The following is a 19,201-nucleotide window of genomic DNA, read 5'->3' as shown; positions in this document are numbered from 1 at the left end:
TCGAGCACGGCCACCATGATGCAGCCGATGACAGGACATAGATCGCCCATGAGCGCCCCCGCCCCCGATGGCCCCCTCGCCGGCCTCAAGGTCGTGGAATTCACCCATATGGTGATGGGACCGTCGATCGGCGTGATCCTGGGCGACCTGGGCGCGGAAGTGATCAAGATCGAGCCGGAGGGGGGCGACCACACCCGGCGGCTGCTGGGCTCGGGCGCGGGCTATTTCCCCATGTTCAACCGCAACAAGCGCAGCGTCTGCCTGAACCTGAAGGACGCCGAGGACTTGGCCCAAGCCCGGCGGCTGGTCGAGGTCGCGGACGTGGTGATCGAGAATTTCCGCCCTGGCGCGCTGGAGCGTCTGGGCCTGGGTCCGAAGGACTTCGCCGAGACAAATCCCGGCCTGATCTACTGCTCGGCCAAGGGCTTTCTGTCCGGCCCATACGAGAACCGCACCGCGCTGGACGAAGTCACCCAGATGATGGGCGGTCTGGCCTATATGACCGGACCTCCCGGCCGGCCGCTGCGCGCGGGGACGAGCGTGGTCGACATCACCGGCGGCATGTTCGGGGTGATCGGCATACTCGCGGCCCTGCATCAGCGGAACGCGACCGGGCGCGGCGCGGCGGTCAAATGTTCGCTGTTCGAGACCACCGCCTTCCTGGTGGGCCAGCACATGGCCCAGCAGGCCGTCACCGGCGTCGCGCCCAACCCCATGCCCGCCCGCATCTCGGCATGGGCCGTCTATGACGTGTTCGAGACCGCGCGCGAAAATGAACAGTTGTTCGTCGGCGTGGTCAGCGACAGCCAATGGGTCGCCTTCTGCAAGGCGATGGACCTGTCCGATCTGGGCGACGACCCGACGCTGGCGGCCAACAACGAGCGCGTCCGGGCGCGCGACCGCATTCTGCCGCGCGTGCGCGAACTGTTCGCCGGCTTCGACCGCGAGACCCTGGTGAGAAAGCTGGAGGCCATCGGCCTGCCCTTCGCGCCCGTGTCGCGGCCCGACGAACTGTTTGACGATCCTCATCTGAACCACGGCGGCCTGGTCGACGTCACGATCCCGGGCGGCGACGCGACCCGCCTGCCTGCCCTGCCGCTGGAATTCGACGGCCGGCGTCTGGGCCTGCGCCGCGACGTCCCCCTGCCCGACGCCGACCGCGAGGCCGTCCTCGACGAATCCCCGCCCGCCACATGAGCCGCACCCTCTTCGACAAGATCTGGGACCGGCATCTGGTCAGTCGGATCGACGACCGCACCGGGCTTCTGCTGATCGATCGGGTCATGCTGCACGAGCGGACGGGCGGCGTGGCGCTGAAGAGCGTGCTGGCGGCGGGCCGGTCGGTGATGGCGCCGGACCAGACCTTCGCGGTCATGGACCACATCGTCGACACCCGTCCCGGCCGCACCGACCAGACCCTGATGCCGACGGGGGCCGACTTCATCCGCACCACGCGCGAAGCTGCGCGCGAGGCGGGCATAAGACTGTTCGACCTGGGCGATCCCAACCAGGGCATCGTGCATGTGATCTCGCCCGAGATGGGCATCGTCCTGCCCGGTCTGACGCTGGTCTGTCCGGACAGCCACACCTGTTCGCAAGGGGCGCTGGGCGCCCTGGCCTGGGGCATCGGCTCGACCCAGGCGGAACACGCCCTGGCGACGTCGACCCTGCGGGTCGAGAAGCCCCGCACCATGCGCATCACCATCGACGGGCGTCTGGCGTCCGGAGTAACGGCCAAGGACCTGGCGCTGCACCTGCTGGGCCGGTTCGGCGTCGGTGGGGGCAAGGGATGTATCGTCGAATACGCCGGCGAGGCGGTTCGGGCGATGGACATCGAGGCGCGACTGACCCTTTGCAACATGGCGACCGAGTTCGCCGCCTTCTCGGCCATCATCGCACCGGACCAGACGACCTTCGACTATCTGGCCGGACGGCCCTTGGCCCCGAAGGGCGAGGCCTGGGACCGGGCGGTCGCGCATTGGACCGGTCTGGTCAGCGATGCGGACGCCCGCTTCGATGTGGAGTTGTCCGTCGACGCAGCCAAGGTCGCGCCCATGGTGACGTGGGGCTCCAGCCCGCAGCAGGTCGTGCCGCTGAACGGCGCGGTCCCCGACTTCGATCCCGCCGGCCGCGACACGCGCGAGGCGTACGCCCGCGCCCTGGCCTATATGGACCTGACGCCCGGCCGACCTCTGGAAGGCCTGCCGATCACCGGAGCCTTCATCGGCTCCTGCACCAACAGCCGCCTGTCGGACCTGCGCCGCGCCGCCGCCGTACTGCAAGGCCGCAAGGTCGCGGCGGGCGTCCGCGCCATCTGCGTGCCCGGCTCGACCCAGGTGCGCCTGGCCGCCGAGGCCGAGGGCCTGGACCAGGTCTTCCTGGCGGCCGGTTTCGAATGGCGCGAATCCGGCTGTTCGATGTGTTTCTACGCCGGGGGCGAGAGCTTCGGACCGCGCGAGCGGGTGATCAGTTCCACCAACCGCAATTTCGAAAGCCGCCAGGGTCCGGAGACGCGCACTCACCTGGCCTCGCCCGAGACCGTGGCCGCCTCGGCCCTTGCCGGCGCCATCGCCGATCCGAGGAGGGCGCACTGATGCAGCCCTTCACTACCCTGACAGCCGTCGCCGCCCCCTTGGTGCGCGACAACGTCGACACCGACGCCATCATCCCCTCGCGCGAAATCCGCTCCGTCGCCAAGACCGGCTTGGCGGACGGTCTTTTCGCGGGCTGGCGCTATCTGACGCCGGGCGGACGCGATCCCGATCCGGCCTTCGTCCTGAACGATCGCCGCTATGCCCAGGCCCAGATATTGGTCGCGGGCGCGAACTTCGGCTGCGGCTCCAGCCGCGAGCACGCCGCCTGGGCTCTGGCGGAATACGGCTTCCGGGCGATCGTCGCACCGTCGTTCAATCCGATCTTCCGCAACAACTGCATCCTGAACGGCATGGTTCCCGCCGTCGTCGCGTCCCGCCACGCCGAGGAGATCGCCGCCGCCGCGTCGAACGGCGAACCGACTTTGACCGTCGACCTGATCGCGAGAGAGATTCGCCGCGCGGGCGGCGCGACCTGGCCCTTCGCCATCGATGACGAGGCGCGCGAAATGCTGCTGGAGGGCCTCGACGCGGTGGCCCTGACGCTGAAACAGGCCTCTCGCATACACGCCCTGCGCGAACAGGATCGCGCGGAGCGGCCCTGGGTTTATCTGACCGACAAAAAGTCCGGACCTTTTATCACGCCAAGCGTGTCAGAATGACAACGAAAGCCTCGAACCGGGACAGAAATACGCCGTTGTCGACAAAAAAGTCTTTGCCAGAAGTCATTTTTGATCGACAGTCTCGAAACGAGCTAATGATATATCATTTGAAATGCAGCAGGGGATGAGGCTGATGTTTCGTAATACCTTCAAGGCGGCTCTGACCGCATCCGTGGCCCTCGGCGGCCTGGCGTGCGCAGCGCCGGTCATGGCCCAGACAGCGGATCAGCAGGCCCAGACGGTCGACGACATCGTCGTCACCGCTCGTCGTCGAGAGGAGTCGCTGCAGGACACCCCGTTGGCCATCGCCGCCGTCACTTCGGAAGAGTTGAAATCGGCCCGCGTCGAACGTCTGGCGGACTTGGCCAAGATCGCGCCAGGCCTCAGCTTCACGCCCCTGTTCGGCGCGCAGAACCAATTGCCGATCATCCGTGGCGCGGCCCAGACCTACGGCCAGCTGAACGTCGGTGTCTTCCTGGACGGCGTCTATCTGAGCGGCAAGGCCGGCGTCGACATCGAAATGGCCGATCTGCAACGGATCGAGGTCGTGCGCGGCCCTCAGTCGGCGCTTTACGGTCAGAACACCTTCGCGGGCGCCATCAACTACATCAGCGCACGGCCTTCCAGCGTCTTGAAAGGGCACATCGAGGGCACTGTCGGCGACAATGGCCTGCACAAACTGACCGCCAGCGTCAGCGGTCCCATCAGCGACACCCTGCGCTTCAGCGTCGGCGCTTACGGTCGTGAATTCGACGGCTGGTACGTCAGCGCGATCGACGGCGGCAAGGTCGACTACAGCCAGACCTACGGCGGCATGTTGACCCTGGACTACCAGCCCACCGACCGTTTCTCGGCTATTCTTCGCCTGACCGCGAGCAACGAGGACTCCGGCCAGCCGGCGTCCGAAGTCCAGCGCACGAACGCCTATCCGCTCCAGGTCGCCGGCGCGCCCGCCGGCATCATCCGTAACCAACTCTATGTAGGCGAGGTCCAGCCCCTGGGTCGCCGCATCAACGTGAACACCAAACGCACCGATTCCGAAGTCGGCGACTACGGGACACGCCAGGACACGTTCCGCGCCAGCCTGGACCTGAACTATGACTTCGACGGCGTTTCGCTGAAGTCGATCACGGCCTACGCCAAGCGCAACGCCGAGTTCACCTATGACGGCGACAATACAATCTGCGACCGGACCGGCGGCTGCCCCAACTTCGGCTATCCCTTTGCGCCGGGCAGCTTGATCCCGGTGGGCAAGTCGGGTTTCGCCACGTCTTCGGCCGACGAGACCTATACCGACTTCAGCCAGGAGCTTCGTCTGTCATCCAACGGCGACGGTCCTCTGACCTGGCTGGTCGGCGCCTACTATTACGACGGCGAAAGCAATGTGGTTCAGCGCAGCCTGGCCGGGCTGACAGCCACCAACGCCGCTCGCTTCGGCTATCCGAACATCGTCAATACGACGAAGAGCTGGTCGGTGTTCGGTTCGGCCACCTACGCCTTCACCGACAAACTGTCGGCGACGCTGGAGGCGCGCTACCAGAAGGAAGAACAGACCTATCACCAGGCGCCGACCCACGCGGCGCCCACATCGCCCCCGCCGACCGCTTCGGAGCAGCCGTCGTATGCGCAGTTCGATCTGGAGAAGGACTTCAGCTTCACCACGCCGCGCCTGATCGTCGATTACAAGATCGAGCCCGGCAAGATGCTGTACGCCAGCATCGCCCGCGGGGTGAAAACCGGCGGTTTCAACCCGAACATCAACATCTTCCCCGACCAGCGCACCTTCGAGCCGGAAACCAGCTGGAACTATGAGATCGGCGGCAAGTTCGACTGGATGAACCATCGGCTGCGCACCAACGTCGCCCTGTTCCACACCGACTGGTCGGACCAACAGGCGGCTTGTCAAAACCCGGCCTCGGCCTTCCCTCCCGGCTCCACCTCGACCCAGCGCACCTATACCTGCAACGTGGCCGAGGCGAAGGTGACTGGCCTGGAGATGGACGGCCACTTCCGCTTCAACGAGCATTTTTCGGTCGTGGGCAGCTACGCCTGGACTCATGCGCGCTACCAAAAGTTCGCCGACGCCTCGCTGGACGGCACTCTGGCGTCGCTGGGCCTGCCGGCCTGGGATTTCGACGGCCGCCACCTGCCCTATGTGCCGGATCACAAGATCACCCTGTCGCCGCGTTTCGAGATGGCGGCTTGGGGCGACTATCGCTTCGAAGGGCGGCTGGACGTCCAGTATCAGAGCAAGACCTACGTCCGCGCCGACAACATGCAGTATTTCGGTGCCAAGACTACCGTCGATCTGCGTCTGGCCCTGCGGTCCGACGCGCTGAGCTATCAGTTCTTCGTCAACAACCTGCTGGACGACGATACGCCGACGGCGGCCGTGCGCTTCTATGACTCTGTCAACTATTCGGTGGCGTCGCCGCTCGTGACAGGAGCGGATCGTCGACTGATCGGCGTCAGCGTCGGCTACCAGTTCTAAGCCTGACCAGCCCCGGGACCGTCGGTTCCGGGGCTTTTATTCACCGTCGAGGCCTGCTGAACTCGGCGGCGTATCTGCCCGGAGTTTGAGATTTGACCTTGCGAACCGCGACGATCGCTGCGGCCCTGACGGCCGCCTTTTCAGTCTATGCCCTGCCCGCCTCGGCCGCCGACCTGGATCTGACCCAGCCGCGCGACGCCCTGGCGGCCATGCGCAAGATCAACTGCTCGACCATCGACGGGAAACCCCTGATCTACCACTGGACCGGCAACGTCTGGTCGCGCGTAGAGGGCGAGCCGGACCGGCTGCTGTTCAAGGTCGAGGGCATGAACATCCGCCAGTGCGGCACGGTCCAGGACCCGGTCCGCGGCCAGGGCTTCCGGTTGGTGTCGCGCGAACTGATGCTCTACCTCGACCCCGTCACGGGCCAGCGGATCGACACCTGGAAGAACCCGTGGACCGGCGCCGAGGTTTCGGTGGCCCATGTCGCCAACGATCCGGTAAACCAGCGCCCGATGTTCGAGCGCGACGCTCAAGGCCGCCCCTTCGTCGCACCCTTCCGCATCCAGGGCGACCGGGTCTTCATGCCGGCGGAAATTCCGCTCTTCTACCCCAACCCGATGGCGGGGGATTATCAGGACTACGTCGGCAACCAGTATCACGCGATGGAGATCTTCGACTTCGCCGCCGACCGCCGCACCCTGGTCAGCAGCCGCACGGACACCGCCAACGCCGTCCTGTCCTGGATCCGCATCGCGCCCTGGATGCCTTTCATGAAGATGGGCAGCCGCCCTGGCCTGATGGTGTTCAACGCCATGTCCCAGCCAGTCGAAGGGGTCGACGCCCTGCCCCAGGTGCTGCGCGACGCCGTCGCGACGGACTATCCGGCCTATGCCTCGCCGCCGCCGCTGGACGACGCCCGACCGAACGCCACCAGCTGGACCGTGGCCCGCGCCGGCATCGACGCCGAACGCCGCGCCAACCCGCAACCAGCTCGGCCGAGCGGTCACTGAGGCTCAGGAAAAAGCCCTCGAAGATCGCTCTTCGAGGGCTTTTCATTTCAATCGGAGGAGGAGGTCAGGCGACGCGCGTTTCCTTGATGCAGGTGCGCTTGAACAGTTCGTCGTTCTCGAACCAGTGCCAGGTGCGGGCCCGTTGGTTGCCGTCCGCCGACAACTGGATCATCTCATAGAGATAGGCGTTCGGCAGGTCCTTGCGTTCCCAGCGCAGCATGATGGTCTGGGGATCGGCTTCCCAGCAGGCGCCGATGATCCGATCATTGTCCCACCAGATCTTTCCGTCGCGATAGGTCGAGGGAAAATGGATTTCCTCTGTGCGGCCGTCGTCCCAGGTGTAGGTGTTGATCTGGTAGTATTCGGTCTCGCTGGGGAACTGGCACTGGAGGCGCGACTTGTGGCGGTCGATGACGTTGTTGTCCGGATCGACGTGGATATAGACGCCTTCCCACACGCCCTCGTGGCGGGCCAGCAGCGGCATCTCTTTGCGGAGATCGGCCATGGGTTTTTTCCTCGAAATTTCAACGACGCTGTATGAATGCCCAGCGAATGATATAATGGTATATCTAATATGCCATTTCACGCAAGCCTGAAGGTTGCTCCCTTGTCCCAGTCTTTCGCCGACGGCGCCCTGGCCCTGACCATTTCAGACGATGTCGCCATCCTGACCCTGAACCGGCCGGACAAGCGCAACGCCCTGACCCAGGCCATGTGGCGCGCCCTGCCCCAGGCCGTGACGACGGCCGAGACCGATGCGGCGGTCAAGGTCCTGGTCGTCACCGGAGCGGGCGGCGCCTTTGCGGCCGGAGCCGACATCGCCGAATTCGAGACCGTCTACGCCACCCGCGACAGCGCCGCCGCCTACGCCGCCGAGATCGCCGAGGCGATGGAGGCCCTGGCGAACCTGTCGAAGCCGACCATCGCCGCCATCCCCGGCCCCTGCGTCGGCGGCGGCCTGGGCCTGGCGCTGTGCTGCGACATCCGCATGGCCTCGGACAGGGCCAAGCTGGGCATCACGCCGGGCAAGCTGGGCCTGATGTACAGCCTGGGCGACACCCGCCGTCTGGTCGAGGCGGTCGGCCCCTCGGCGGCCAAGGACATCCTCTATACCGGCCGCATCCTGAGCGCGGCGGAGGCGCTGGGCCTGCGCCTGATCGACGCCGCCTGCCCGCCGGAAGAACTGGACGCCGCCGTCGCGGCCAAGGCGCAGGCGATCGCCATGGCCTCACAGTGGTCGGCTCGGCGCACCAAGGCCGTGATCCGCCGCATCCTGGACGGCCAGACTCAGGACGACGACACGACCCGCGCCTGGTTCCTGGATTCGCTGGAAGGCGAGGATTTCCGCGAAGGTCGCGACGCCTTTCTGCAGAAGCGGACGCCAGCCTTCCCCTTCCGCTGAAGCGTCTCAGCCCGCGAAGTCGGACGGGGTGAAGACGGGCCGCGCCAAGGCCTGGGCCAAGTTCAGCGCATCGGCTTCGGTCCAGGCCATGACCTGGACCGACAGGGGCAGCCCCCCGTCCATCCCGCCCGTCAGTCCGGCGGGGAAGGCGACCGCCGGCAACCCCGCGACATTGGCCATGGCGGTGAAATCGGCCTGATTGACCGGGACCGGATCGTCGAAGACGAAGGCGAACTGGGGCGTCGTGGGCGACAGCAGGCCCGCGTAACCGGACAGGCGCGCGCGCAGACGGGCTGCTGTCTCCTCCAGTTCGCGATAGGCCTTGGCCAGACGCGGCGCGGACTGGCGCGCGCCCCAGGCCAGACCGTCGGCGAACACCTTGGAGAAGCCCTCGGGGCGTTCGACCAGGCGCGCCTCATGGACCACATGACCCTGGACCTCGGAGATCAGCAGACCCAATCGCCGCACGGCGCCGAAGTCGTAATCGCCCAGCCTCAGGGTCTCGACCGTCAGTCCCAGGTCACGCGCGGCCTGCAGACGGTCCTCGAAGGCCCAGACCACGCGCGGGTCGACCTGGACCTGTCCCGAGAAGTCCAGCGCGGCCCAGGGCCGGCCCTCGGCGGACGGTGCGGCCACGCCCTCGGCCATGGCCTCGAACACCAGCCGGCAATCCTCGGCCGAGCGGGCGTGGAGGCCGACGTTGTCGAGCGTCCAGGACAGGGGGATGACGCCTTCGGTCGAGACGCGGCCTCGCCCCGGCTTCAGACCGAAGATTCCGCAATAGCCCGAAGGAATACGGACGCTGCCCATCGTGTCGGTGCCCAGCGCCGCCGCGCACAGGCCCGCCGCCGCCGCCGCGCCGGACCCGCCGGACGAGCCGCCGGGCGTGAAGCCGTTCCAGTGCGGATTCTGGCAGCGGCCGAAGGCGGGATTGTCGGTCGTGGCCCCCAGCGCCCCCTCGTGCATGTTCAGCACGCCCAGGATCACCGCCCCCGCCGCCTTCAGCCGCGCCACGCAGGCGGCGTCATGGTCGGCGACCTGATCGCGATAGGCGTCGATCCCCGCGTGCAGCGGCAGGCCGACGGAGGCGATGTTGGCCTTGATCCCTATCGGAACCCCGTCGATCGGCGACAGGGGCCGCCCCGCCGCCCAGCGCGCGCCGCTGGCCAGGGCCGCCGCTCGCGCGCCCTCAGCATCCACGGCCAGGAAGGCGTTGAGGCGCGGGTTCAGCCGCTCGATCCGGCTCAGATAGACCTCGACCGCCTCCGACGGCGTGACGGCGCGCTCTCGGAACAGCGCCGCCAGCCCGGCGACGCCCGCCTCGACCACCGGATTGGAAAAGGCCACGGCGGACGCTCCCTTACTTCTTGAACCGTTCGTCGATCAGGCGGATCGGCTTCTGGCGCACGTCGATCTGGGTCAGGGCGGCGGTGGCGCCGCGCTCGACCAGTTCGATCACCGGTTCGATGCCGATCTTGCGCTTCAGGATATCCCCGAAAGCCTGGGCCGTCGCGGGCGACAGGTCGGTGGCCTCCGCCACGACGATGAAGCTGTCGCGGTCCTGGGCGTCGCGGGTCGCGCGGCAGATGAACTCCTTGGCGAAGGCCGGGTGCTCGTCCAGCATCGGGCCGACGCCCTGCGGGAAGATGTTGATGCCGCGAATCTTCACCATATTGTCCGACCGGCCCATGAAGCCCTCGACCCGGCGGTATTCGACGCCGATGGAGGATTGGCCCGGCTTCCACTGGGTCACGTCGTGGGTGTTGAAGCGGATGATCGGATAAAGGTCGTCCTTGAACAGGCAGGTGCAGACCATGTCACCGACGCCGCCGTCCTCGATCACCTTGCCGGTGTCGATGTCGCAGACCTCCAGATACTGGGCGTCCTCCTGGACATAGAGGCCGTCGCGGTCCGGGCCCTCGGCGGCGATCAGGCCGGTGTCGCCGACGCCATACCAGTCGAAGCACTGGGCGCCGCCCCAGGCCTCGCCGATGGCGGCCTTGTCCTCGCGGCCCATGTGGCCCGAGATCATCCGCACCGGAATGTCGCGACCCGGCTCCAGCCCCATTTCGCGGGCCACGCTGGCCAGCTTCTTGATGTAGTCGGCGAAACCCACGATCACCGTGGCGCCGAAATTCCTCATGATCTCGACCTGCTGCACCGAGCGGGTCTCCACCCCCGTCCCGGCCGACAGAAAGACGGCGCTGGTCCAGTGGGTCACGGCCTCACGCACATAGTGGCCGCCGTTGATCATGCCGTGGCCGTAGACCGAGTGGACGATGTCGTCGGGGCGCAGGCCCTGGAAGCGATAGAGGCGGGCCAGAAGGATGTTCTGCACCTCTCGGCTCTTGGGGCCGAACAGCAGGACCTGGGGCTTGCCCGTCGTGCCCGAGGTGGTGTGCAGGATGACGGGCGGGCGCTGCTCATAGGCCTCGAAGCCGGCGAAGTCGCCGAAGGGCGGGGCGCGGTCCAGGCTGGCCATGATGTCCGATTTGTCGAAGATCGGCAGGCGCGGCAGGTCCTCCAGAGAGCGGATATCGCCCCGCTCGATCCCCTTGTCGCCCCACAGGCGGCGATAGAAGTTGGTCTTCCACGCCCGATCGACGCAGCGCAGGAAGAGGCGGTTCTGATGCGCCGTCAGCTCGTCGCGGCTGACCGTGGTGGCGTAGCGGGTGAAGGCGTCGCCGATGGGGTGATCGGCGGTCAGGCCCTGGGGCGTCATGTCCTGCCAGTAGTGGCGGTGCAGGTCGGTCATGCGTCGTCTCTCCCCGCGGCCAGGCGGAAAGCCTTGGCGGCGTCGTCTAACAGGTCGAATTGGTCGATCAGCGCCGCGAGCGGCGCGTGAATGTCGGGCAAGCCGCCGAAGGCCAGGCAGGCGGCGGCCTTGGTCAGATGCTGTTCGCGGCTCAGTGGCCAGTCGGGGGCGCCGAACTGGGACTGAAGCGTCAGTCTGACCTCGCGCCCGTCGGTGAAGCGGGCCTCGGCCTCGGCCGGGGCGAAGGCGGCGGGGTCGGGATTGTCGTTGACGACCACCTCAATCCTGCGCGCCAGGTCCAGTACGGCCGGATCGGTGAGAGACGCTTCAGAGAAGTCGTTCAGTCCCACGGGCCGCCCCCGCGTCAGGGTCACGGCCGACAGCCAGGCGGCGCACAGGCGGGCGTAGGCCACGCTCATCCCCTCGATCGCCGGACGACCGACCAGATAGTGGATGATGGGCGGAGCGCTGTAGGTCAGGCGCTCCAGCGTCGCGGGCGTCAGGCCGTGGTCGCGCGCCAGAATCTCGGTCGCGACGATGCAGCCCTGGGCCGCGCGGCCGGTGGGATAGGGCTTCCAGCTGACCTCGGCGATGCGGAAGCGGCGGCCCAGGTCGGCCAGGGCTGCGTCGAGGTCGAATGCGCCCTCAAACAGGGGCAGATAGCCGAACTTGCCATCGATGGACTGCGACGGTCCCGGCAGACCCGCTCGCGCCAGGTCCAGGGCCGAAACGGCGTTGCGCGCCGCCTGCCCCATCTGCACCGGCAGGGTCGCCTTGCCCTCCACATGAGCCTGCATCGAGCCAGAGGCGAAGGACAGGGCATAGCCGAAGGCGTCCAGCGCGACCTGGCGGTCCGGCTTGATCAGGCTGACCAGGGCGGCGACGCAGCCGAAGATTCCCGCCGTCGCCGGGCGGAAGAAGCGCAAGGGCTTCGAGGCGGCGACGCCCAGGGAGGTCGACACGTCCACCCCCGCGACCAGGGCCGTCAGCACCGCCTCGCCGGAATAGGGACCGGACCGCTCCACCTCCGCAAACAGGGCCGAAACGATGGTGGCCAGGGGATGGACCACGGCCGGTTCGTGAACGCAGTCGAACTCCTGGCTGTGAATCTGGAAGGCGTTGACGAAGGCCGCCTGGGGCGCAGGCAGGCGCACGTCGGGCCGGCCCAGAACGGAGCAGACGCCGCCCTCGCCCCAGAGGCGCGCGGCGCTGAGCACCGCATCGGCGAAGGGGGCGTTGCGACCGGCGACGCCGACGCACAGACTGTCGTGCAGAAAGGTCCCGGCCGCCGCTTGCGCCGCTCGATCCACGTCGGACCACCGCAGGGACAAGGCGTGGTCGACCAGACGTTCGCTGGGGTTGGCGTCAGTGCCGGTCATCGCAATGCCTCCTCGACCGGCGCCACCGCCCAGACATCGGCCAGCGTCGCGCCCTCGCCCAGCGACAGGGCCGCCTTGATCAGGGTCTCCGCCGCGGGTTCGGTCAGACCGCCCCAGGCGAACAGGGCGCGCGCCTTGGCGATCAGGGCGGCGTCGTCTAGCGGCTTCTCCGGATCGCCCAGGGCGTCAGACGCCTCGGCGCGCAGGGTCGTGCCGTCGGCCAGCAAGGTTTCGGCGACGGCGCCGAACCGCGCCGGATAGCGGGCGTCGCACCCGGCGTCGCGGGACAGCTCGACCCGCGCGCGCAGGGCGGCGACCGCTGGGTCGGCGATGGCCTCGGACGTGAAGCGCGGCAGGTCGGCATCGCCGTGCAGCCAGGCGACCGCCGCCGCATGCTGCAACGAGAACTTGGCCTCGCCCGAGGTCCGGGGGGAGGGCCGGTCGCAGAAGGTCAGGGCGTCGCCGTAGGTTCCGATCCGTAGGCTCTGCAAGGCCCGGCCCGCGGCCTGTTCCCGCAGCGCCAGAACGGCGTCGACGGCCGCATGAGCGTGGCGGCAGGCGGCGTGGGGCTTGAAGCTGACCTCATGGATCGCCCAGGCGTCGCCACCGTCCAGCACCGCCTCGGGCGCGCCGTCCGGACACAGGCCGTGGAAGAAGCCGTGCGGCCCCTCGAAGATCGCCAGCGGCCCGGCGTAGCCGTCGCGCGCCAGCAGGGCCGAGGCCAGGCCGTTGGCGGCGGCCCGGCCGTCGTGCAGGGCCTTGGTGAAGACCGGCTCGTGCCGCACCTGCCACAGGCCGAAGGCCTGCTGTCCCGCATTGCCCAGGGCCCAGGCCGTCCGCAGCGGATCGAGGCCCAGCACCGAGGCCGCGCCCGCCGCCGCGCCGAAGCCGCCGCAGCTGGCCGTCACATGGAAGCGGCTCGCGTGGCTCGGCCCCACGGCTCGGCCGACGCGGATCATGGCCTCGTAACCGCGCACCACGGCGTCCAACGCCGCCGTCCCGTCTTCAACACCGGTTGCGTCCGCGGCCGCCAGCACCGCCGGAAAGACCACCGGCCCCGGATGCAGCAGGCCGCGCTTGTCCACATCGTCCATTTCCAGAAGCGCGCCTGCCGGGCCGTTAGCCAAGGCCGCCGCCTGGGGTCCGCAGCGGCCGCCCCGGATGACGCGGCACGGTCCCTCGCCTTCCAGCGCAGCCAGGCGGCGCGGCTCGACCGCCCCCGGCTCGACCGAGCCCGCGACGGCGCAGGCCAGCCAGTCCAGCAGATGCCGTCGCGCCCGCGCGCGGTCCGCCGCCGAGACGGGACGGGCCAAACGTTCGGCCAAGGCCATTGAAAGGCTTTCCCTTTGTCCGGACCTGATGGCAGAAGACGGATGCGCGTCACGAAGGTCAGACATGAGCCAACCCCGCTATCGCCAACTCGCCGACGCCCTGAGGGCCGACATCGCCTCGGGCCGCTATCCGGTCGGCGGGCAGCTGCCGCCCGAGTTCGAACTGTGCGAAATCTACGACGTGTCGCGCCACACGGCGCGCGACGCGCTGCGCCTGTTGTTCGAGGCGGGCCTGGTCGAGCGGCGGCGCGGCGTGGGCACCACCGTCCTGCGCACGGGCGCGGCCCCGGCCTTCGTCCAGCCCCTTGGCGGTGTGACGGAGCTGATGCAGTACGCGCGCGACGCCCAGCTGGAGATCCGCAGCGCGGGACTGCGTCGACTGGAGCCGTCCGAGCAGGAACGGCTGGGCCTGGTCTCGGACGAACCCTGGCTGGTCGTCGCGGGCCTGCGCCGCAAGGACGGCAAGCCCCTGGCCCTGTCTCAGATCTACATCGCCCCGGCCTACGCCGACCTGGCGCCCCGGCTGCGCGCCTGGGACGGCGCGATCCAGGAATTGATCGCTCGCGACTTCGGCGTGGTGGTCCAGCGCATCGAGCAGGAGATCGCGGCCCTGTCCCTGGGCGTCGAGCCCGCGCGCCTGCTGAAGGCCGAACGCGGCGGCGCGGCGCTTCAGACCCTGCGCCGCTATTACGACCGGGACGACCGGCTGATGCTGGCCTCGGACACGACCCATCCGGCGTCGCGCTTCGTCTACGCCATGAGCTATCGCCGCGATTCCTGAAGCTCGGCGGCTCATCGCCAGCGGACCGCGTCGGGCGCCGCCGGTTCGCCCGGCAGGCGCGGATCGATTTTCGCTGGCTCCTCGCGGAAGCGCAGCGGCGTGCCGACCACCTCGTTCCCCCCGGCGTCCAGGGCGATCATGCCGCGCTGGGCCGTCGCCGGATCGTCGAAGGTCTCCTTCAGGGTACGGACAGGGGCGAAACAGACGTCGCGCCCCTTGAACCAGGCCTCCCACTCCGCCCGCGTGCGTGTAGCGAAAATCTGGCGCAGGAAGGCGCGCAGGGGTTCCTGATCCGGGCCGGGCGGCAGGGCCGCGACCGCGATCAGGTCGGGCCGGTCCAGCGCCGTCAGCAGGTTCCTAGCGAACTTCAGCTCCGACCCGCCCAGCACGACCCACTGGCCGTCCGCGCATTCGTACAGGTTGTAGAAGGCCGCGCCGCCCCAGGACCGCTCGTCCTTGGGCTCATGCGCCTGTCCGGTTGCGAAGATGCGGCCGGTGACATTGGGCGTCCAGGCCAGGGTGCTGTCGTACATGGAGACGTCGAGATAGTCCCCCTGCCCCGTCGTCGTCCGCCGCAGCAGGGCCATCAGCACGCCCGACAGGGCCGCCAGGGAGGAGAAGGCGTCCGCCACCGGCATGTGCGGCATGGCGGGCTTGCCGTCCTGACCTTCGTTCAGCGACACCACGCCCGCCAACGCCTGCACCGCCACGTCATGAGCCGGCAGGTCACGATAGGCGCCGTCCTGGCCGAAGGCGCTGATGGCGCAATAGACCACGCCGGGATTATAGGCGCGCACGGCGTCGTAGCCGACGCCCAGCCGGTCGGCCACGCCGGGACGGAAGGCCTCGACGATCACGTCGGCCTCGGCCGCCAGGGCGTGGAAGACGGCCAGACCCTCGGGCGTCTTCAGGTTCAGGCCCAGGCTGCGCTTGCCGCGATGGGTGTTGCGGAACCAGACCGAGGCGCCGTTCTTGACGTAACCGACATGGCGCGTCGGTTCGCCCTCGCCCGGCGGCTCGATCTTGATCACGTCGGCGCCGTGGTCCGCCATCATCAGCGTCAGCATCGGTCCCGGCAGGAACAGGGACAGGTCCAGAACCTTGACGCCTTCCAGCTTCATCAGGCCGCGCCTTCGTCCAGCAGTTCGGCGTTGTGCTCGCCCATGCGCGGAGCGCGCAGGCCCGGCGCCCGCTTGCCGTCGATCTTGATCGGACAGGCCAGCAGGTGCAGCCCGCCCGCGCGTTCCGGATGGTCGACCACGTCGCGCATGCCGACCTCGGCGACGTAAGGGTTGTCCAGCGCCTCCTTCAGGCCGCGCACCGGGGCGAAAGGAACCTGGCCGCCCAGCAGGATCAGCCATTCGTTGGTGGTCTTCGTCTGCATGACGGCGTCCAGCGCCTCGGTCAGGGCCTCGATGTTCGCGCGGCGTGTCGGGATATCGGCGAAGCGCGGGTCGGCCTTCAGGTCCGGGCGTTCGGCTATGGCGCAGAAGGCGTCCCAGAATTTGGGCGTCTGGCACATCAGCATGGCCCAGCCGTCGGCCGTCCGGACCAGTTGCGACGGAGCGATGGAGGGGTGGGCCGCGCGCGGCATCCGCTCGATCTCATAGCCTTCGTTCATGGCCCAGGTCGCCGGATAGGAGGTCTGGTGCAGGGCCACGTCGAACAGGGAGACGTCCACGTCGCAGCCCGCGCCTGTCCGCCGCGCGCCCAGGATGGCCGAGACGACGCCCAGGGCGAAGACCGAGCCGGTCATGAAGTCGACCATGGACAGGCCGAAGCGGATCGGCGGGCCGTCCGGCTCTCCGGTCAGGCTCATGAACCCGGCTTCCGCCTGCATCAGATAGTCGTAGCCGGGCCAGGTCTTGCGCGAATTGTCCCGGCCATAGGCCGACAGGTGGCCGCAGACGATGGAGGGCTTTATCGCCTTCAGGTCGTCATGGGCGATCTTCAGCTTGGCCGGCTGGTCTCCGCGCAGATTGTTGACCACGGCGTCGGCCGTGGCCACCAGGCGGTCGAAGGCGGCGCGGCCCTCGGGCGTCTTCAGTTCGATCGTCACCGACTTCTTGCCGCGCGAGAAGGTCTGGAAGAAGTGGCTGTCGTTCTCGCCCAGGAAGAAGGGGCCGGTGGCGCGGCTGACATCGCCGCCCATCGACACCGCCTCGATCTTGATGACCTCGGCGCCCAGTTCGCTGAGCAGCTGGGTGCCGTAGGGACCGGCGCCGTATTGTTCGACGGCGATGATACGCACGCCTTCCAGGGGACGGTTCATCAGATCTTGTTCCTGGCGATCAGCTGCTTGGCGATGATGATGCGCTGGATCTCGTTGGAGCCCTCGCCGATGCACATCAGGGGAGCGTCGCGGTACAGGCGCTCGACCACGAACTCCTTGGAATAGCCGTAGGCGCCGTGGATGCGCATGGCCTCGGTGGCGACTTCCAGCGCCGTCTCGGAGGCGAAGAACTTGGCCATGCCCGCCTCCATGTCCACACGCTCGCCCCGGTCGTAGAGGCGGGCAGCGTCCTCGACCAAAAGCTCCGACGCGCGAACCTTGGTCGCCATCTCGCCCAGCTTGGTCTGGATGGCCTGGTGTTCGCAGATGGGCTTGCCCATCGTCTTGCGCTCCTGGGAATAGCGCACCGCCTCCTTCAGGGCGCGGCGAGCCACGCCGACGCCGCGCGCGGCGACGTTGATGCGGCCGATCTCCAGCCCCCCGGTGGCCATGAAGAAGCCCTGCCCCTCCTCGCCGCCGATCAGGCACATCTCGGCGTCGCACTCATAGCCATCGAAGGCGATCTCGCCGGTGTCGACGCCCTTGTAGCCCAGCTTGGGCAGCTTGCGGCCCGCCTGCACGCCCGGCAGGGGCGCGCGGGTCTCGGGGTCGATCTTGGGCGTGATCAGCATGCTCATCCCCTTGTAGCGGGGATTGGCGTCGGGATCGGTCTTCACCAGCAGGGCCAGGCAGTGGCCGTTGACGACGTTGGTGATCCAGGTCTTCGCGCCGTTGACGACGTATTTTTCGCCGACCTTCTTCGCTGTGGTGCGGATGCCCTGAAGATCGGTGCCCGCGTCGGGTTCGGTCAGGCCCAGGCAGCCGCGCAGTTCGCCGGCCGCGAACTTCGGCAGCCAGTAGTCCTTCTGCTTCTGGGTGCCGAACTTCTGCACGACGATGCACATCATCAGGTGGGAGTTGAACACGCCGGTCAGGCTCATCCACTCCTCGCTGATCCGCGCCACGATGCGCGAATAGGTCGTCGCCGACAGGCCCAGGCCCCCGTATTCCGGATCGACCAAGGCGCCGAACAGGCCCAGGTCGATCATGTCCTGGACCAGCTCGGCCGGGTATTCGTCGTCATGCTCCAACTGCATGGCGACGGGGGCGACCTTCTGCTCCAGCCACTTGTCGATGGCGTCCAGGATGGCGCGCTCGTCGGCCTCTGTGATGTGGGATTCGCTCATCAGTAGTGGCCCACCTTGTCCTCGACGGCGTTGCCGCGCGCGGGGATCAGCAGATTGCGCTTGAAAGTGCAGACGACCTCGCCCCGCTGGTTCTTGCCTATGGTGTTGATTGTGACGATGCCCTGGCCGGGACGCGACTTGCTCTCGCGCTTCTCCAACACCTCGCTCTCGCCGTAGATGGTGTCGCCGGCGAAGACGGGGGCGGTGAACTTGACCTCGTCCATGCCCAGATTGGCGATGGCCTTCTGGCTGGTGTCGGTCACGCTCATGCCGATCAGCAGGGCCAGGGTGTAGGGGCTGACCACCAGGTTCTTCTTGAACTCCGAGGCCGCCGCGAACTCCGCGTCGAAATGCATCGGATGGGTGTTCAGCGTCAGCAGGGTGAAGAGGTGGTTGTCGTATTCCGTCACCGTCTTGCCGGGGCGGTGCTCATAGACGTCGCCGACGACGAAGTCCTCGAAATAGCGGCCGAAGGTCTCGCGGTAGCGTTGCGGACCGACCTGTTTGACGTTCTGGACCATGGTTCGTCTCTCAGCTTCTTTTTGCGGTGTCGAGGACGCGCTCGGCGGCCCTCAGGATGGGAAGGTCGATCAGCTTGCCGTTCAGCAGGGCCGGGCCGCCCTGGGCCGCCTCGAAGGTCTCGACGACCTTGTTCGCGTGTTCGACCTGGGCAGGGGTCGGGGTCAGGGCCTCGTGCACGCCCCTGACCTGATCGGGATGGATGCAGGCGCGGCCGGTGAAGCCCATGGCCCGCACCCGGCGCGTGGCGGCGATCAGGCCGTCCGGATCGCGCACATCGAGGAAGGGCACGTCCAGAAGCTGGACACCCGCCCGCGCGCAGGCGGCGACCAGCCGGCCCCGCGCATAGGCCAGCGCGTCCCATTCCATGTCCGAGCCGATGTCGACGGAATAGTCGGCGCCGCCGAACAGCACCCCCTCCAGCCCCGGAGCGGCGGCGATGTCCCAGGCGTTCTTGAGCCCCTCGGTCGATTCGATCACGACCCAGAGGGGGGCGTGGCCCGGCCCCAGCTTCTCGGACAACAGGGCGACCTGTTCGGCGCTCTCGGCCTTGGGCAGCATGATCAGGGTCAGGCCCGCGATCCCCTTCAGAGCCTCCACATCGGCCTCGAACCAGGGTGTGCCGACGCCGTTGATCCGCACCGCCGCCGGACGTTCGGCGACGAAGGCGGCGGTCGCGGCCCGCGCCTCGTCCTTGGACTGCGGCGGGGTGCCGTCCTCCAGGTCGATGCAGGTCACGTCGGCGCCGGCCGCCAGGGCCTTTTCGAAACGCTCGGGCCTGGCGCCGGGGACGAACAGAAGGGAACGGTGGATCATCG

17 protein-coding genes are annotated in these 19,201 nt (G+C 68.0%); 7 read left to right on the top strand and 10 right to left on the bottom strand.

The features are described 5' to 3' along the window. Positions 1-48 precede the first annotated feature (48 nt). The 5 genes from ACWPV3_RS07225 (at position 49) to ACWPV3_RS07205 (ending at position 6,757) form a co-directional block, all read left to right on the top strand. Positions 49-1,197: a CaiB/BaiF CoA transferase family protein gene (locus ACWPV3_RS07225; RefSeq protein WP_453977409.1), complete on the top strand. Its 1,149-nt coding sequence runs from the start codon at positions 49-51 to the stop codon at positions 1,195-1,197. Beyond that, entirely contained in the window at positions 1,194-2,594 is a 1,401-nt protein-coding gene (locus ACWPV3_RS07220; RefSeq protein ID WP_453977408.1) for a 3-isopropylmalate dehydratase large subunit, read from the top strand. The genes ACWPV3_RS07225 and ACWPV3_RS07220 overlap by 4 nt, the downstream gene beginning before the upstream one ends. Beyond that, positions 2,594-3,253 (top strand): 3-isopropylmalate dehydratase small subunit, encoded by a 660-nt coding sequence (leuD, locus tag ACWPV3_RS07215; protein WP_453977407.1) that lies wholly within the window; start codon positions 2,594-2,596, stop codon positions 3,251-3,253. Before ACWPV3_RS07220 ends, leuD begins: the two co-directional genes overlap by 1 nt. A 133-nt stretch (positions 3,254-3,386) precedes the next feature. Beyond that, on the top strand, positions 3,387-5,744 hold the full coding sequence (locus ACWPV3_RS07210) for a TonB-dependent receptor (RefSeq protein ID WP_453977406.1): 2,358 nt from the start codon (positions 3,387-3,389) through the stop codon (positions 5,742-5,744). Between the two features lie 92 nt (positions 5,745-5,836). Further along, positions 5,837-6,757: a DUF1838 family protein gene (locus tag ACWPV3_RS07205; RefSeq protein WP_453977405.1), complete on the top strand. Its 921-nt coding sequence runs from the start codon at positions 5,837-5,839 to the stop codon at positions 6,755-6,757. Between the two features lie 64 nt (positions 6,758-6,821). On the opposite strand, the gene ACWPV3_RS07200 is transcribed toward ACWPV3_RS07205, so the two are convergent. After that, complete coding sequence (locus ACWPV3_RS07200) at positions 6,822-7,262, bottom strand: DUF3598 family protein (RefSeq protein WP_453977404.1); 441 nt, start codon at positions 7,260-7,262, stop codon at positions 6,822-6,824. 102 nt (positions 7,263-7,364) lie between these two features. Here ACWPV3_RS07200 and ACWPV3_RS07195 point away from each other — a divergent pair, with 102 nt between their 5' ends. Continuing rightward, on the top strand, positions 7,365-8,159 hold the full coding sequence (locus ACWPV3_RS07195; RefSeq protein WP_453977403.1) for an enoyl-CoA hydratase/isomerase family protein: 795 nt from the start codon (positions 7,365-7,367) through the stop codon (positions 8,157-8,159). Between the two features lie 6 nt (positions 8,160-8,165). On the opposite strand, the gene ACWPV3_RS07190 is transcribed toward ACWPV3_RS07195, so the two are convergent. Genes ACWPV3_RS07190 through ACWPV3_RS07175 form a run of 4 tightly spaced genes read right to left on the bottom strand, consistent with a single transcriptional unit; the run spans position 8,166 to position 13,624 of the window. Then, entirely contained in the window at positions 8,166-9,506 is a 1,341-nt protein-coding gene (locus ACWPV3_RS07190; protein ID WP_453977402.1) for an amidase, read from the bottom strand. A 13-nt stretch (positions 9,507-9,519) separates the two neighbouring features. After that, positions 9,520-10,914: a phenylacetate--CoA ligase family protein gene (locus tag ACWPV3_RS07185; protein ID WP_453977401.1), complete on the bottom strand. Its 1,395-nt coding sequence runs from the start codon at positions 10,912-10,914 to the stop codon at positions 9,520-9,522. Further along, positions 10,911-12,293 (bottom strand): MmgE/PrpD family protein, encoded by a 1,383-nt coding sequence (locus ACWPV3_RS07180; protein WP_453977400.1) that lies wholly within the window; start codon positions 12,291-12,293, stop codon positions 10,911-10,913. Before ACWPV3_RS07180 ends, ACWPV3_RS07185 begins: the two co-directional genes overlap by 4 nt. Then, positions 12,290-13,624 (bottom strand): MmgE/PrpD family protein, encoded by a 1,335-nt coding sequence (locus ACWPV3_RS07175; RefSeq protein WP_453977399.1) that lies wholly within the window; start codon positions 13,622-13,624, stop codon positions 12,290-12,292. Before ACWPV3_RS07175 ends, ACWPV3_RS07180 begins: the two co-directional genes overlap by 4 nt. Before the next feature lie 64 nt (positions 13,625-13,688). On the opposite strand from ACWPV3_RS07175, the gene ACWPV3_RS07170 reads away from it, so the two are divergent. After that, on the top strand, positions 13,689-14,405 hold the full coding sequence (locus ACWPV3_RS07170; RefSeq protein ID WP_292176425.1) for a GntR family transcriptional regulator: 717 nt from the start codon (positions 13,689-13,691) through the stop codon (positions 14,403-14,405). An 11-nt stretch (positions 14,406-14,416) separates the two neighbouring features. Here the strand turns inward: ACWPV3_RS07170 and ACWPV3_RS07165 are convergent, their stop codons facing one another. Genes ACWPV3_RS07165 through ACWPV3_RS07145 form a run of 5 tightly spaced genes read right to left on the bottom strand, consistent with a single transcriptional unit; the run spans position 14,417 to position 19,199 of the window. Beyond that, positions 14,417-15,526 carry a CaiB/BaiF CoA transferase family protein gene (locus tag ACWPV3_RS07165; RefSeq protein ID WP_453977398.1) on the bottom strand — a complete coding sequence of 370 codons (1,110 nt, stop codon included), beginning with the start codon at positions 15,524-15,526 and terminating at the stop codon, positions 14,417-14,419. Then, positions 15,526-16,677: a CaiB/BaiF CoA transferase family protein gene (locus tag ACWPV3_RS07160; RefSeq protein WP_453977397.1), complete on the bottom strand. Its 1,152-nt coding sequence runs from the start codon at positions 16,675-16,677 to the stop codon at positions 15,526-15,528. Before ACWPV3_RS07160 ends, ACWPV3_RS07165 begins: the two co-directional genes overlap by 1 nt. Then, on the bottom strand, positions 16,677-17,864 hold the full coding sequence (locus tag ACWPV3_RS07155; RefSeq protein WP_453977396.1) for an acyl-CoA dehydrogenase family protein: 1,188 nt from the start codon (positions 17,862-17,864) through the stop codon (positions 16,677-16,679). Before ACWPV3_RS07155 ends, ACWPV3_RS07160 begins: the two co-directional genes overlap by 1 nt. After that, the gene (locus ACWPV3_RS07150; protein ID WP_024352617.1) at positions 17,864-18,385 is read right to left on the bottom strand and encodes a MaoC family dehydratase; all 522 of its coding nucleotides are present in this window, start codon (positions 18,383-18,385) and stop codon (positions 17,864-17,866) included. Before ACWPV3_RS07150 ends, ACWPV3_RS07155 begins: the two co-directional genes overlap by 1 nt. A gap of 10 nt (positions 18,386-18,395) precedes the next feature. After that, positions 18,396-19,199: an HpcH/HpaI aldolase/citrate lyase family protein gene (locus tag ACWPV3_RS07145; RefSeq protein WP_453977395.1), complete on the bottom strand. Its 804-nt coding sequence runs from the start codon at positions 19,197-19,199 to the stop codon at positions 18,396-18,398. Positions 19,200-19,201 lie beyond the last annotated feature (2 nt).

The sequence above is a fragment of the Brevundimonas sp. Marseille-Q4549 genome (assembly GCF_976940555.1).
This window is presented reverse-complemented; position numbering and strand designations above follow the sequence as displayed.